General features: G+C 64.5%; 14 protein-coding genes and 1 riboswitch. All 14 genes read left to right on the top strand.

What is annotated here, in order from left to right; translation table 11 throughout:
* The first annotated feature begins 8 nt into the window (after positions 1–8).
* Positions 9–120, top strand: a riboswitch (TPP riboswitch).
* Positions 111–719, top strand: coding sequence for a YkoF family thiamine/hydroxymethylpyrimidine-binding protein (locus CXR43_RS12690; protein ID WP_103334694.1), 609 nt, complete (start codon positions 111–113; stop codon positions 717–719). Its footprint overlaps the riboswitch before it by 10 nt.
* 50 nt (positions 720–769) lie before the next feature.
* Positions 770–1,354 carry an ECF transporter S component gene (locus CXR43_RS12685; RefSeq protein WP_103334434.1) on the top strand — a complete coding sequence of 195 codons (585 nt, stop codon included), beginning with the start codon at positions 770–772 and terminating at the stop codon, positions 1,352–1,354.
* The gene (locus tag CXR43_RS12680; RefSeq protein ID WP_146036521.1) at positions 1,347–2,924 is read left to right on the top strand and encodes an ABC transporter ATP-binding protein; all 1,578 of its coding nucleotides are present in this window, start codon (positions 1,347–1,349) and stop codon (positions 2,922–2,924) included. The genes CXR43_RS12685 and CXR43_RS12680 overlap by 8 nt, the downstream gene beginning before the upstream one ends.
* Entirely contained in the window at positions 2,918–3,646 is a 729-nt protein-coding gene (locus CXR43_RS12675) for an energy-coupling factor transporter transmembrane component T family protein (protein WP_103334432.1), read from the top strand. The genes CXR43_RS12680 and CXR43_RS12675 overlap by 7 nt, the downstream gene beginning before the upstream one ends.
* 467 nt (positions 3,647–4,113) lie before the next feature.
* Complete coding sequence (locus tag CXR43_RS12670; protein WP_103334431.1) at positions 4,114–5,691, top strand: 2-isopropylmalate synthase; 1,578 nt, start codon at positions 4,114–4,116, stop codon at positions 5,689–5,691.
* Positions 5,692–5,822: 131 nt separating this feature from the next.
* Complete coding sequence (locus CXR43_RS12665) at positions 5,823–6,548, top strand: SGNH/GDSL hydrolase family protein (protein ID WP_103334430.1); 726 nt, start codon at positions 5,823–5,825, stop codon at positions 6,546–6,548.
* Between the two features lie 284 nt (positions 6,549–6,832).
* Positions 6,833–7,870 carry a rod shape-determining protein gene (locus tag CXR43_RS12660; protein WP_103334429.1) on the top strand — a complete coding sequence of 346 codons (1,038 nt, stop codon included), beginning with the start codon at positions 6,833–6,835 and terminating at the stop codon, positions 7,868–7,870.
* Between the two features lie 77 nt (positions 7,871–7,947).
* Complete coding sequence (gene mreC, locus CXR43_RS12655; protein ID WP_103334428.1) at positions 7,948–8,931, top strand: rod shape-determining protein MreC; 984 nt, start codon at positions 7,948–7,950, stop codon at positions 8,929–8,931.
* Positions 8,924–9,463, top strand: a complete 540-nt coding sequence (locus CXR43_RS12650) for a rod shape-determining protein MreD (RefSeq protein ID WP_103334693.1) — start codon at positions 8,924–8,926, stop codon at positions 9,461–9,463. The genes mreC and CXR43_RS12650 overlap by 8 nt, the downstream gene beginning before the upstream one ends.
* A 10-nt stretch (positions 9,464–9,473) precedes the next feature.
* Positions 9,474–11,417 (top strand): penicillin-binding protein 2, encoded by a 1,944-nt coding sequence (gene mrdA, locus CXR43_RS12645; RefSeq protein ID WP_103334427.1) that lies wholly within the window; start codon positions 9,474–9,476, stop codon positions 11,415–11,417.
* Positions 11,418–11,427: 10 nt separating this feature from the next.
* The gene (rodA, locus tag CXR43_RS12640) at positions 11,428–12,567 is read left to right on the top strand and encodes a rod shape-determining protein RodA (RefSeq protein WP_103334692.1); all 1,140 of its coding nucleotides are present in this window, start codon (positions 11,428–11,430) and stop codon (positions 12,565–12,567) included.
* Entirely contained in the window at positions 12,568–13,497 is a 930-nt protein-coding gene (locus tag CXR43_RS12635) for a 2-hydroxyacid dehydrogenase (RefSeq protein WP_435530802.1), read from the top strand. It abuts the gene before it with no gap.
* 95 nt (positions 13,498–13,592) lie between these two features.
* Complete coding sequence (locus CXR43_RS12630; RefSeq protein ID WP_103334426.1) at positions 13,593–14,480, top strand: DMT family transporter; 888 nt, start codon at positions 13,593–13,595, stop codon at positions 14,478–14,480.
* Positions 14,481–14,546: 66 nt separating this feature from the next.
* Positions 14,547–15,551, top strand: coding sequence for an NAD-dependent epimerase/dehydratase family protein (locus tag CXR43_RS12625; RefSeq protein ID WP_103334425.1), 1,005 nt, complete (start codon positions 14,547–14,549; stop codon positions 15,549–15,551).
* The last annotated feature ends 9 nt before the right edge of the window (positions 15,552–15,560 follow it).

Raw genomic sequence — 15,560 nt, 5'->3', positions numbered from 1 at the left:
TAATCTTTGCCCATGAACAGGGGCGCTCCGTATGGCCGGGGCTGAGATGTCGGGTGCAATCCCGCGAACCCTTTAGCTGATCTGGGTAATGCCAGCGGAGCGAGGTGAAAATGTTTTCCGGCGCACAGATATCCCTGTATCCCATGTCCGATGATTTCATCGGCATCATCCTTGGTGCCCTGTCGGCACTGGACCCGTGGCGCGACCAGCTGCGGATTGAAACCGATGATCTGTCCACCCTGCTGGTCGGCCCGCCGGAAATCCTGTTCCCCGCCATGCGCGATCTGTTTGTCGCCGCCGCCCGTGGCGGTGTGCATTGCACCCTGCACGCCACCGTCTCGCGCGGCTGTCCCGGGGAACCGGATGATCCGATCTGCACGCCCTCGGGCGGCTTGCCACCCGGCACGCCCCTGCCCGACCGCATTGCCGCGGCGCAGGCCGGTGTGGCATCGGCGGCGCTGACCGGCCAGCCGGTTGCCGCGCAATTCTCGCTCTATCCGCTGGGCCTTGGCCACCATATGGACGAGATCTACGGCTGCATCGACTTTCTGAAATCCTCCGGCACGTTCGAGCGGAGCAAGAACTTCTGCACCAAGCTGCGCGGCGATGCCGGGCCGGTGTTTGAAACCCTGTCACAGGCCTTCACCGGCTTTGGCGCACAGGCGGGCCATGTGGCCCTTGACGTGACCTTGTCGGCCAACAGCCCCAGCAAGGTCTGACCTCCCGGCTTTTGCCGCTTTTCCTCAACCTACAAGAACTGGAGCTTTCCATGCCGCATACGGCTGTCTGGACCTTGCGTGAAACCCTGATCGTGGCCGTGCTGGGCGCGGTGTTCGGGGTGCTTTATCTGGGATGGGTGCAGGTCTGGCTGATCCTGCAAGCCATTTTTGGCGCGGTGACAATGGATGTGGTGATGGGCTTTTGGTTCATCGTCTCGATCATCGCCGCGGCCATCATCCGCAAACCCGGCGTGGCGCTGGTGTCAGAGGTGATGGCGGCCGCCGTGCAGATCCTGCTGGGCAGTCCGGCGGGCCTGCTGCTGCTGCTGACGGGCCTCGTGCAGGGCGCAGGTGCCGAAGCCGTGTTTGCCGCCACCCGCTGGCGGCGCTGGTCCCTGCCGGTGCTGATGGCGGCAGGTGTCGGCGCGGCGGTGGCGTCCTTTGCCTATACCTGGGTGCGGTTTGACTATGGCAGCCTTGCCCCCGGCCTGCTGATGCTGATGTTCGTGCTGCGCTGCGCCTCGGGCGCGCTTCTGGGCGGGCTGCTCGGGCATCTGATCGTCAAGGCGCTGTACAAGACCGGCGTTCTGTCGGGCCTTGCGATCGAGCGTGACCTGCGCGGCGCGCATGTCTGACGTGCTGGCCTGCGACGGGGTGGCCGTGCGCTACCCCTTCGCAGCTGCCGATGCGGTCGGCCCCCTCACCCTGCGCCTTGCACGGGGCGATCGGGTGCTGCTGCTCGGCCCCTCGGGCTGCGGCAAGTCCACCCTGCTGCAGGCCCTGACCGGGCTGATCCCCGCCGCCCTTCCCGGGGCGCGGCGGGGGCAGCTGCATCTGTTCGGGCAACCCGTGGAAAGCCGCTCTCCGGCAGATTGGGCCGCACAGGTGGCCTTCCTGTTTCAGGATGCAGACCAGACATTGGCCGGGTTCACGCTGGCAGATGAACTTGCCTTCGCCCTGGAAAACCGTGCCCTGCCGCCAGATGACATCGCCGCCCGCGTGGCGCAGGCGATGGCACAGGCCGGGTTGCACCCCGACTGGATGGGGCGGCGGATCGCCACGTTGTCAGGCGGCCAAAAGCAGATGGTGGCCCTCACCGCCGTGCTGGCGCAAGGGGCGGATCTGGTGGTCGCCGATGAGCCGACGGCCAGCCTGGCCCCCGGCGCGGCAAAGATGATGGCCGATCTGCTGCTGGCACCGGGAAAGACCGTGCTGATCGTCGATCACCGGTTGGGGCCGGTGCTGGACCGCATCGACCGGGTGGTGGTTCTGGGCCGCGACGGGCAAACCCTGGCTGAGGGTCCGCCCGACAAGGTCTTTGCCAGCCACGGTGCCGATCTGGCAGCGCAAGGAATCTGGACCCCACTGGCCACCCGGCTGCGGCTGGCACTGGCCGCACAGGGTGTCAGCGTGCCTGCCGTGGTGCAGGTGGCCGACCTCGTGGCGCATCTGCCCCCCCATGCCGATCTGGCCCCGCTCTTGCTGCCCGCAGCCTGTCAGAGCGGAACCGAAACCCTGCGGCTCAACCGGGTGGACTGCGCCCCGCCCTTCGGCCCGGTTGTGCTGCGCAATATCTCGCTGGGCCTGCGCGCGGGCGAGGTGTTGGGCATCCTTGGCCCCAATGGTGCGGGCAAATCGACGCTGGCGGCCTGCCTTGCCGGGCTGATCCCGCCCCGCGCGGGGCAAAGGACCGGGCCGCCCGGGGCCATGGCCTTTCAAAACGCAGACTCGCATTTCGCGGCGGAAACCACCCGGGCCGAGTGTCTGGCAATGGGCGTCCCCGCCGCCGATTGCGCCGCGCTGCTGGCCGGATGGGGGCTGGACCATGTGGCAACCCAGCACCCGTTTAGCCTGTCGGCAGGGCAAAAGCGGCGTCTGGCCTTGGCGCTGCTGACCGCAACCGACCGCTGGCCGGTGCTGGTGCTGGATGAGCCGACCGCAGGGCTGGACCATGCCGGCACCACCCGCATCGCCGGCCACATCCGGCGGCTGGCGGGCATGGGCAAGACGCTTGCGGTCATCACCCATGACGCCGATTTCGCGCTTTCTGTCTGTGACAGGGTGATCGTGCTGGCCGAAGGCCGGGTACAGGCCGACGGCCCCGCGCGCACTGTGCTGCGTGACACTGCCCTGTTGCAGCGTTGCGGGCTGGCCCCACCCGAGGCCGCCCCCCTGCTGCACTGGATGGACCGCACCCCATGCTAGGCAACCTTCACCCCCTGCCGAAACTGGCCCTGTGCCTGATCTGGATCGGGGCCTCGGTTCTGGTCTTTGACCTGCGGTTTCAGCTTGTAACCCTCACGCTGGCCTTTGGGCTGCTGTGGGGGCTGCAGCGCGTGGCGCTGTGGAAGCTTCTGGCACTGATGGTGCCCTTTGCGCTGTTCGGCTTCGGGTTCCTCACCACCTCGGTGCTGTTCAACGCCGAGTCGGGCTTTGCCCTGCAGATGGCGAACGAACAGGCGCTGGCCGCCCCCGACATCTCGCCCGGGCTGGTGCTGTTCACCCGGGCCTTGGCCTGCGGGATGGTGTCGGCCCTCTTCGCGCTGACCACCGATCCGGGGGGGCTGGTGCGGGCGCTGATGGTGCATCTGCGCCTGCCTGCGCCAGTGGGGTTTGCGCTGATGCAGGCCATGCATCTGGTGCCCGACCTCGCGCGCGAGATGCAGGTGCTGCGCATGGCCCGGGCGATGCGGCTGGGGCGCCCCATGCGCCGCCTGCCCGGCCCGGGTGAGGTGATGGCGCTGACCATCCCGCTCCTGGCCTTTGCCATCCGCCGCGCCACCCGCGCCGCCCTTGCGATGGAGGCCCGCGGCCTGCGCCCCAATGCCCCCCGCACCCAGCGCGAGATCCTGCCCTTTCAGACGAGGGACGGGCTGGCCTTCGGGATGGGGGTCGGGGTGCTGGCGGCTGTCCTTTGGCTGGTCTAGGTCGCGCCCGGTATCGAAGGCCAGCAATGTCCCCAGTCCCGGCCCTGGCACCTCTGCCAAATCTCCGGTGCCGCACCTGCACACATGTCATGACGTGAACCATACGTCCGCCATACGCAGACCATACGCCGATCATACCCGGAATGTCGTGCCGTTTCAGCCCCTTGCCACCGCATTCCGCCTCAGCACGCCGCGAAGGCCGACCACAGGACCAACACCCGCATCCCCGCCATGGCCAGCGGCACAGGACACCGCAAATTCCCCCCTTTACATTCCGGGCGCTGTGGCTATCGTCGCGATCATGACACGGGACACACATATTGCATGCTGGAACGGGGCCGCTGCCCTGTCTGCTGCCCGTGGTCTGCTTCTCCTTAGCCGCCTCTGAGCGTGCCCTTGGGTGCGACCGCTCGGAGGTGACAAGCACCCGCCAAGGACAAGCCTCAGATATTTCAAGGAAAAGACCCATGACCACTGCAGCCGGATCGCAGGACCGCGTTTTCATTTTTGACACCACCTTGCGCGACGGGGAACAAAGCCCGGGCGCGACCATGACGCATGACGAAAAGCTGGAGATTGCCGGCCTCCTGGACGAGATGGGCGTCGATATCATCGAAGCCGGATTTCCCATTGCCAGCGAAGGCGATTTTGCCGCCGTCAGCGAGATTGCCAAACGCGCGACCAACAGCACGATCTGCGGGCTGGCCCGGGCGAATTTCAAGGATATCGACCGTTGCTGGGAGGCGGTGAAACACGCAAAATCGCCGCGCATTCATACGTTTATCGGCACCTCGCCGCTGCACCGCGCCATTCCCAATCTGGACATGGACCAGATGGCCGAACGCATCCATGACACCGTGACCCATGCGCGCAACCTGTGCGACAATGTGCAATGGTCGCCCATGGATGCGACACGCACGGAACATGACTACCTGTGCCGCGTGGTGGAAATCGCCATCAAGGCCGGGGCCACGACGATCAACATCCCCGACACCGTCGGCTATACCGCGCCGCGCGAAAGTGCCGACCTGATCCGCATGCTGCTGGAACGGGTGCCGGGGGCCGATACGATCATCTTCGCCACCCATTGCCACAATGATCTGGGCATGGCGACGGCGAATTCTCTGGCCGCGGTCGAGGCCGGTGCGCGCCAAATCGAATGCACAATCAACGGCTTGGGCGAACGCGCCGGGAATACCGCCTTGGAAGAGGTGGTGATGGCGATGAAGGTCAGAAATGACATCATGCCCTACCGCACCGGGATCGACACCACCAAGATCATGAACCTGTCGCGCCGGGTGGCCTCTGTCTCCGGCTTTCAGGTCCAGTTCAACAAGGCGATCGTCGGCAAGAACGCCTTCCTGCACGAGTCGGGCATCCATCAGGACGGCGTGCTGAAGAATGTCGAAACCTTCGAGATCATGCGGCCCGAGGATATTGGCCTCGTGCAGAAGAACATCGCCATGGGCAAGCATTCCGGCCGGGCAGCGCTGCGGGCCAAGCTCAAGGAGCTGGGGGTGGAACTGGCCGACAACCAGCTGAACGATGTGTTCGTGCGGTTCAAGGCCTTGGCCGACCGCAAGAAAGAGGTCTATGACGAAGATCTGGTGGCGCTGGTCGCCGATGAACAGACCAATGACGCGCATGAATTCCTGCAGTTGAAAAAGCTGCGGGTGATCTGCGGCACCGATGGCCCGCAGGAGGCGGATATGGTGCTGTCGATTGATGGTGAAGATCACCACATCGACGCCACCGGCGATGGCCCGGTCGATGCGGCATTCAACTGCGTGAAAATGCTGTTCCCCCACTCGGCCCGGCTGGAAGTCTATCAGGTGCATGCGGTGACCGAAGGCACCGATGCGCAGGCGACGGTTTCGGTGCGCTTGCAAGAGGACGGGCGGATCGTGACCGGCGCCTCCGCCGACACCGACACGATTGTGGCCAGCACCCGCGCCTATATCAATGCGCTGAACAAGCTGATCGTGCGGCGTCAGAAAACCGCACCGGGCACCGATACCAAGACGGTAAGCTATCACGGCAAATGAGCCGTGGCCCGCCTCCTGTTTCGGGAGGCGGGCCCCCTTTGCAGCCTGTCTCGCCGCTGGCGCAAGCGTGCCACCTTGTTGCCAAGGTTGCATGGCCATGAGGGAGCGGAGCGCAGAAGAGCAGGCATTTCATGATTCGGATTATCGGGGCGCTGCTGGCGCTGGCGTGGCTGGCGGCCTGTGGCGAGCCTGTGTCGCAGGCAGAGGGCGCACGGATACTGGTGGTGGGAGATTCAATGCTGGCCACCAACCGCGCCACCAAGACCTCGGTGGCGGATGTGCTGGAGACAGAATTGGGCCTGCCCGTGCTGGACCGGTCGGTTTATGCGGCACGCTATTTTCACCCGCTGCCGATCACGGGCGCGGCGGGTTTGCGGCTCACCGCGCAATACCGCGAAGGGGACTGGGACTGGGTGGTGATGAACGGCGGCGGCAATGACCTGCTGTTCGGCTGTGGCTGCGGCTTTTGTGACGGGGTCCTGAACCGGCTGGTGACCCGCGACGGGCGCGGCGGTGCAATTCCTGCCTATGTGGCGCGCATCCGGCAAAGCGGGGCGCGGGTGGTTTATTCCGGTTATCTGCGCAATCCCGGCATGGGAACGCCGATCAAGCACTGCGGCCCGGCAGGCAACGAGCTGGACCGTCGGCTGACGCTGATGGCCGGCTTCGATTCCGGCGTGTTCTTTGTGCCGATGGCCGATCTGGTGCCCCATCGTGACGCCAGTTTCCATGGCCTTGACCGCATCCACCCATCGGTCAAGGGCAGCCAAGAGATCGCAAGACGCCTGGCCAGCGTCATCAAATCGGCAGCGGACCCAAAGCTGTCTGCCTCCGCGCGCCGTGCAACACCAAGGTGATTCGGGCACAGACCGGTACTGCAACACTGCGGGCAGGCGGACTGCCACAGCATCACGAATGCGAGCCTTTCGGCCCGTCATCGCGAAGGTGCAAGTCTGATTGCCACTGGTCGCCAGATCGGCGGTCAAAAGTTGCAATCTGACAAGTCTTGCCCTGTCACAGCGGATTGACGCCACGGCGATCCTTTGCTCTTTCGCCTGTGTACCCTGAGCCTTATATGAACCCGCCCCTATCGGAATTCCGAGTCGAGGGGAGTAGGGCGTATGAAAAGGACACCAACAGCATGTCGATCCTCTCGAACCTGTTTTCCTCGGATATGGCGATCGACCTCGGCACGGCGAATACGCTTGTCTACATCCGGGGCAAGGGGATCGTGCTGAACGAACCATCTGTGGTGGCCTATCACAGCAAGGACGGCAAAAAGCAGGTTCTGGCTGTGGGAGAGGATGCCAAGCTGATGCTGGGCCGGACGCCGGGCAGCATCGAGGCGATCCGCCCGATGCGGGACGGGGTGATTGCAGACTTCGAGGCGGCGGAAGAGATGATCAAGCATTTCATCCGTAAGGTGCACAAGCGCACCACGTTCAGCAAACCCAAGATCATCGTCTGCGTGCCGCATGGCGCGACCCCGGTGGAAAAACGTGCGATCCGGCAGTCTGTTCTGTCGGCGGGGGCGCGTCGGGCCGGGCTGATTGCGGAGCCGATTGCTGCGGCGATTGGTGCGGGCATGCCGATCACCGATCCCACCGGCAACATGGTGGTTGATATAGGGGGTGGCACCACGGAAGTGGCGGTGCTGTCCTTGGGCGATATCGTCTATGCCCGGTCCGTGCGCGTGGGCGGCGACCGGATGGATGAGGCGATCATCAATTATCTGCGCCGCCACCAGAACCTGCTGATCGGCGAATCCACTGCCGAGCGGATCAAGACCAGCATCGGCACCGCGCGGATGCCCGATGATGGCCGGGGGGCCAGCATGACCATTCGCGGGCGTGACCTGCTGAACGGGGTGCCGAAGGAAACCGAAATCAATCAGGCGCAGGTGGCCGAAGCGCTGGCCGAACCGGTGCAGCAGATCTGCGACGCGGTGATGCAGGCGCTGGAAGCGACGCCGCCCGACCTCGCTGCCGATATCGTCGACCGGGGCGTGATGCTGACCGGGGGCGGTGCGCTGCTGGGCGATCTGGACCTGTCCTTGCGTGAACAGACCGGCCTGTCGATTTCGGTGGCCAATGAGTCACTCAATTGTGTCGCCCTTGGCACCGGCAAGGCGCTGGAATACGAAAAGCAGCTGCGGCATGTGATTGATTACGACAGTTGATCCGGGCCTAATGGCCGGGACTTCAGGGAGAACGGCCCATGCGGGCCGGGCGTGGGAATTGGACATAGCAGACCGGCATGGCAAAGACGCGGACAGACCCGGAAGAGTTCTCCCGCCCGCTGCGGCGGGTGCTGGTGGGGCTGCTGGTTCTGGCGCTGCTAGGACTGTTCCTGCTCTGGCGGATTGACAGCCCCCGGGTGGAACGCTTCCGCGCCGCGCTGATCGACCGGGTGGTGCCATCTTTCGACTGGGTGATGACGCCGATCACCACGACTGCCGATATGATCGAACAGTTCCAGAGCTATGCCAGCCTGCACGCCCAGAATCAGGATCTGCGGCGCGAGTTGCAGCAGATGAAGGCCTGGCGCGAGGCGGCGCTGCAGCTGGAACAGCAGAACGCCCGTCTGCTGGATCTCAATCAGGTGCGGCTGGACCCAAAGCTGACCCATGTGACCGGCCAGGTTCTGGCCGACAGCGGCAGCCCGTTCCGGCAATCGGTGCTGATCAATGTCGGTGCGCGCGACGGCATTCTGGATGGCTGGGCCACGATGGATGGCATTGGCGTGGTCGGGCGCATCTCGGGTGTGGGAGAGCGGACCAGCCGGGTGATCCTGCTGACCGACACCAACAGCCGGGTGCCGGTGACGGTGCAACCCTCGGGACAGAAGGCGTTGTTGTCGGGGGATAACACCGCCCTGCCCCCGCTGGAGTTTCTGGAACAGTCCGACGTGGTACGCCCGGGGGACCGGGTGATCAGTTCGGGCGATGGCGGGATGTTTCCGGCAGGTTTGCTGGTGGGACAGGTGGTGCTGGGCAATGACCGCAGATTGCGCGTCAGTCTGAGCGCCGATTATCAGCGGCTGGAATTTCTGCGCGTGCTGCGCAGCCACCAGTTGCCACCGATCACAGATGCCGGAGCGTTGATCGCCCCGCCGGTGCAGCCTGCGGGCCCCGATACCAGCGGGGCGCTGAACACCGACGCCCAGCCCGGCCGCGGCATTCAGCCCGACGCCATGCCGGCGGCAGATGCCAGTACCGAGACGGATGGCAGCGGTGAGTGATGCGTGGCGCTCCAGCGTCTGGCTTTACCGTGGGCTGTTTGTCGGGGTTGCGCTGCTGCTGCTGTATGTGCGGCTGCTGCCCCTGGGATCGGTGGCCGGTGACTGGCCCGGGCCGGACCTTTTGCTGTGCCTGATCTTTGCCTGGGCGACGCGGCGGCCCGATTATCTGCCGGTCTGGCTGCTGGCAGGGGTGCTTTTGGTGGAAGACATGGTATTGCTGCGCCCGCCGGGACTATGGACAGCGCTCGTGGTGATCGCTGTGGAATTTGTGCGCAACCGGGTGGCTCTGACGCGCGAACTGACCCTTGTGGCGGAATGGGCGATGGTGGCTGCTTTGATGATCGGGTGCCTGCTGGCCTACCGGCTGGTGTTCACGCTATCGTTTTTGCCTCAACCCGCTTTCGGCTTTGCCTTGATGCAGGTTTTGTGGTCGATCCTGTGTTATCCTGTCGTTGTGGGGGCCAGTCGTGTGGCCTTTGACCTGCGCAAGCCCGCGACAGGTGAAGTTGACAGTTACGGACGCCGTTTATGAGGGGCAGGACGTGAGACGCAGCCCGAAAGAAACCGAAGAAAGCGCCCGGCTCACGCATCGCCGTGCGCTTTTGATGGGTGGCGCGATGACAGCGATGTTCGCGGTGCTTGGCGCGCGGATGCACTATCTGTCGGTCGATCAGGCCGATCAGTTCAAATTGCTGGCCGAGGAAAACCGGATCTCTATCCGGCTGATCCCGCCGGCGCGCGGGCTGATCCATGACCGCAACGGCAAGGTTCTGGCAGGCAATGAACAGAATTACCGCGTGGTGATCACCCGCGAGGATGCGGGTGATGTCGATGCGGTGCTGGCCAAGCTGGCACATATCATCCCGCTGACCGCCGATGATCTGGACCGCACCGCCAAGGAAATGAACCGCACCAGCCCCTTTGCGCCGATCACCGTGGCCGACCGGCTGAGCTGGGAAGACCTGTCGAAAGTGGCGCTGAATGCGCCGTCGCTGCCCGGCGTCTCGCCCGAGGTGGGGTTGAGCCGCCTCTACCCCCGCGACACAGATTTCGCCCATGTCTTGGGCTATGTCGGGCCGGTGTCGGACAATGATCTGGAGGCGCTGGACACACCAGACCCCCTGCTGACCATTCCGAAGTTTCAGATCGGCAAGATCGGGGTCGAACGCTGGCTGGAAGATCAGCTGCGCGGCAAGGCCGGCACGCGACGGATCGAGGTGAACGCCGTGGGCCGCGTCATGCGCGAGCTGGAGCGCGAAGAAGGTGATCCGGGGTCAGACGTGCGGCTGACGATCGACGCCGATGTGCAGAACTTCGTGCAGGCACGGCTTGGGGATGAATCGGCGGCGGCGGTGGTGATGGACGTGACCAATGGTGATCTGATTTCCATAGTGTCCTCGCCGTCCTTTGACCCGAACCTGTTCGTGCGCGGAATAAGCCATACCGATTACAACGGGCTGATGGAAAATGACCATCGTCCGCTGGCCAACAAGACCGTGCAGGGGGTGTATCCGCCCGGATCGACCTTCAAGATGATCACCGCCCTGGCCGCGCTTGAGGCCGGGGTGATCACCGTCAATACAAGTGTGCGCTGCCCAGGGTATCTGGAATTTGGCGGGCGGCGGTTCCACTGCTGGAAGCGCGCCGGGCATGGTGCGGTGGATCTGGAAAAGTCGCTGTCTGAAAGCTGCGATGTCTATTACTACGACATCGCCCAGCGGGTCGGCATCGAAAAGATCGCCGAAATGGGCAAGCGCTTTGGCCTTGGCATCCGCCACGAGCTGCCGATGTCGGCGATTGCCGAAGGCATCATGCCGAACCGCGCATGGAAGCGCGAACGGCACAACGAGGATTGGCGGATCGGCGACACGATCAACGCCAGCATCGGTCAGGGCTATGTGCTGACCTCGCCCCTGCAGCTGGCGGTGATGACAGCGCGGATTGCGACGGGCCGCGCGGTGGTGCCCCGGCTGGTGCGGTCAGTCGATGGCAAGGAGGTGCCGGTGGCAGAGGCCCCCAGCATCGGCATTTCCGAAGACGTCCTGCGCAAGATCCGCTCGGGCATGTACGCGGTGATGAATGCCGAGCGTGGGACGGCGAAATCGTCGCGCATTGCGGACGAGGCGCTCTTGATGGCGGGCAAGACCGGCACCAGCCAGGTGCGCAACATCACCGCCGCCGAGCGGGCGCGCGGGGTGATTTCCAACGAACAGCTGCCCTGGAACCGGCGAGATCATGCGCTGTTCGTGGGTTATGCCCCCTATGCAAATCCGCGCTATGCCGTGTCAGTGGTGGTTGAACATGGCGGCGGTGGGTCCACCGCTGCGGCCCCCATCGCGCGTGACGCCATTCTGCGGGCGTTGAGCGATGGCCTGCCGCCGCTGTCGGCCTATCCATCCAGTCAGCGCAACCGGATTGATTCGATGTTGAAGAAGCTGCCCTTGCGCGACGCAGATGGCCGCGCCCCTGACTCCAGCCGCGCATGAAGGGCAGGCCATGAGCTTTCTGGAATACCGCGTCAAGTTCGTGCCCACCGGCCTGCGCAAGGTGCTGCACCTGAACTGGCCCCTGATCGTTCTGGTCACCGCCGTGTCGGCAGTGGGCTGGTTGGCGCTGTATTCGATTGCCGGTGGCCGGATGGATGTCTGGGCCGGGCGGCAGATGCAGGTCTTTGCGCTGGGGGCGGTCTTGATGTTCATCATCGCCTTCGTGCCGATCTGGTTCTGGCGCAACATGTCGCTGATTGCCTATGTCGTCTCGATCCTGCTGCTGTTGGTGGTCGAGTTTTTCGGGGCCACCGGCATGGGCGCGCAGCGCTGGATCGACATTGGCGGGTTTCGGTTGCAGCCGTCGGAAATGGCCAAGGTCACACTGGTGATGATGCTGGCGGCCTATTACGACTGGCTGGATGTGAAAAAGACCTCGCGTATCTTTTGGGTGCTGATCCCGGTGATCCTGACGTCAGTCCCGACTGTGCTGGTGCTGATGCAGCCCAACCTTGGCACGGCACTGATCCTGCTGATGATCGGAGGCACAGTGATGCTGCTTGCAGGGGTCAGCTGGTGGTATTTCGCCGGTGTCATCACTGCGGTGGGGGGAACGATCTGGGCCGTGATGGCAAGCCGGGGAACGGACTGGCAATTGCTGCATGATTATCAGTTCCGGCGGATCGACACCTTTCTGGACCCGACCTCTGACCCCTTGGGTGCCGGGTACAACATCATTCAGGCACAGATTGCCCTGGGTTCGGGCGGCTGGGGTGGCAAGGGCTTCATGCAGGGCACGCAAAGCCGGCTGAATTTTCTGCCCGAAAAGCATACCGATTTCATCTTTACCACGCTGGGCGAGGAATTCGGCTTTGTCGGCGTGCTCAGCCTGCTGGTGCTGTACGGGCTGATCCTGTTGTTCTGCTATGTCTCGGCCATGCAGAACAAGGACCGGTTTTCGCTGCTGCTGATCCTGGGCATCGCGGCCAACTTCTTCTTTTATCTGGCAATCAATCTGGCCATGGTGATGGGGCTGGCCCCGGTGGTCGGCATTCCGCTGCCGTTCCTGTCCTATGGCGGATCGGCGATGCTGGTGCTTCTGGTAGCCTTCGGCCTGATCCAGAGCGCCCATGTCCACAGACCGAGGTAGATGATGATCACAGTCCTGTTCGCCGTCCCGGATCTTTGGGCGGATTATGCCGATGTGCTGCCCTCGGCGCTGGACGCCGCAGGGATCAGGGCACAGGTCGTGCAAGAGGCAGAGCCGGAGGTGGTGGATTACATCATCTATGCCCCAAGTGCGCCGCTGCAGGATTTCACACCGTTCACGCGCGCCAGGGCGGTGCTGTCGCTCTGGGCCGGGGTTGAACGGATCGTGGGTAACGCGACGCTGACGCAGCCCTTGTGCCGGATGGTGGACCCGTCGCTGACCGAAAGCATGGTCGAATGGGTTGTGGGCCATGCCCTGCGGCATCATCTGGGAATGGATGCGCAGATCGTGAACCCCGATCACCTGTGGAATCCGGTGGTGCCTCCGCTTGCCCGCAACCGGCCGGTGACGGTGTTGGGTCTGGGGGCATTGGGCACCGCTTGTGCAAAGGCGCTGGCGGGGCTGAACTTTCCGGTGACCGGGTGGAGCCGGACACAGAAAACGGTGCCGGGGGTGCGCTGTCTTTCGGGTGAAGACGGATTGCGTCAGGCGCTGACCGGGGCGCAGATCGTGGTGACACTGCTGCCGCGCACGGCAGACACCGAAAACACGCTCAACGCCGAAACGCTGGCGCTGCCGGCGCGCGGTGCCGTGATCCTGAACCCCGGGCGCGGACCGCTGATCGACGATGCGGCACTGCTGGCGGCGCTGGACGGGGGCCAGATTGGCCATGCCACGCTGGATGTGTTCCGGGTGGAACCCCTGCCGCAGGACCATGCCTTCTGGGCGCATCCGCGCGTAACCGTGACCCCGCATATCGCTGCCGACACCCGCCCCGAAAGTGCCTCCGGCGTGATCGCCGAGAACATCCGGCGCAGCGAGGCGGGCGAGCCCCTGCTGCACCAGGTGGACCGCGCCTTGGGCTACTGAAGCCGCGCGCTGCCGGCGACGCCTTTCGCGTCGCGGACAGAACAGACGCCCCACCCTGCCCCGCCTTTGATTGCGGCAGGTGACAGGGGGCGCGCATGCCATATTCAACCGGGGTAAAGCTGGTGCTGCTGGCAGCGCTCTTGTGGTCGCTTAACGGGCTCTTGATCCGCCAGATTGATCAGGCGGGCACCTGGGCGGTGCTGTTCTGGCGATCGGCCGGCATGATCCCGGTGCTGCTGGCGGTGATCTGGTGGCGGTCTGGCAAGCTGCTGGCCCCGCTGCGCCGCGTAGGGTGGTCGGGCGTGGTGGGTGGCCTTGGGCTGGTGCTGGCCTTTGGCGGTGCGATCTTTGCCTTTCAGGCGACGACTGTGGCCAATGCCGTGTTCCTGTTTTCCGCCTCGCCCTTTCTGGCGGCACTGATGGGCTGGCTGATCCTGCGTGAAATCGTGCGCCCGGCGACATGGGCGGCCATTGCATTGGCTGGTGTGGGCATGTTCGTGATGGTGCGCGAAGGGCTGGCAGCAGGGGCATTGGCGGGAAATGTGGCGGCCCTGCTGTCGGCGCTTGGCTTTGCCAGCTTCACCATCGCGCTGCGCTGGGGCAAGCTGTCGGACATGCTGCCCGCCGTGGTGATCGGCGGGGGGCTGTCGATGCTGGCAGCCGCGTTGGTTCTTGGCGTGCAGGGCCAAAGCCTCTGGGTTCCGGCCCGCGACATTGCGATCTCCCTTGCCATGGGCGCAGCGGTGCTGGCCACCGGGATGGCGCTTTATACCGCAGGCAGCCGGGTGATCCCGGCGGCCGAGCTCACATTGCTGTCGATGGTCGAGGTCTTGCTGGCCCCGGTCTGGGTGTTTCTGGTGTTGGGGGAAACCGCATCGACGGGCACGTTCACCGGAGGGGCGGTGCTGATGGCGGCCGTGGCCTTCAATGGCCTTTCGGGGGCAAGACTGCGGCGCGCGCCGACTCTGGGGATCGGGCGCTGATGCACGCCCCCTTTACCCCGCGCCCCCCAAGCCGTTAAGCAAAGGCGTCGGGGAGCGGGGACGGGAATGACAGGCAAGGTTCTGATCACGGGGGCGGCCGGTTTCATCGGCTTTCATCTGGCGCGCCGCCTGCTGGCAGAAGGCTGGCAGGTGACCGGATTTGACGGGCTGACTGATTACTACGACCCGGCGCTGAAACGGGCCCGGCTGGAAATCCTCACGTCCCGACCTGCCTTCGCCTTTGAACAGGGGATGCTGGAAGATCCGGGCCGCCTGACCGCCCTGGTGGCCGGCCTGCGCCCGGATGTGATCCTCCATCTGGCGGCACAGGCCGGGGTGCGCCAGTCAATTGACGCGCCGCGCTCTTATGTGCAGTCCAACCTGATCGGCACACATGAGCTGCTGGAGGCCGCCCGCGCCCACCCGCCCAGGCATCTGCTGATCGCCTCGACCTCTTCGGCTTATGGTGCAAACACCAAAATGCCCTATGCCGAAATCGACAGGGCCACGCATCCGATGAGCTTTTACGCTGCCACCAAGATCGCGACCGAGGCGATGGCGCACAGCTATGCCCATCTGTTCGGCCTGCCCACCACGATGTTCCGGTTCTTCACCGTTTACGGCCCCTGGGGCCGCCCGGATATGGCGCTGTTCAAATTCACCCGCGCCATCCTGAATGACGAGCCGATTGATCTTTACAATCACGGCGACATGCAGCGCGACTTTACCTATATCGACGATCTGATCGAAGGGATCATTCGGCTGATCACCGCCATCCCCGGCACGCGGCCGGTGGGGCCGCAAGACAGCCTGTCACCGGTCGCACCCTTCCGTGTGGTGAATATCGGCAACGGCGCGCCAGAGCATCTGACCGATTTCATCACGGCAATCGAAACCGCCACCGGTCGCACCGCGCGGCGCAACCTGCTGCCAATGCAACCGGGCGACGTGCCTGCCACCTGGGCCGATGCCACGCTGCTTCATGCGCTGACAGGCCCGCTGCCCCGCACCGACCTGCACGAGGGTGTGGCGCGATTTGTCGATTGGTATCGCGGCTGGAACGCAAGATAGGCAAGGCCG

Origin of the sequence: Pseudotabrizicola formosa (assembly GCF_002900965.1) — a bacterium.
In the GTDB taxonomy this organism is placed as follows: domain Bacteria; phylum Pseudomonadota; class Alphaproteobacteria; order Rhodobacterales; family Rhodobacteraceae; genus Pseudotabrizicola; species Pseudotabrizicola formosa.
The sequence above is the reverse complement of the archived record's forward strand: the minus strand, read 5'-3'. Positions and strand labels throughout refer to the sequence as shown.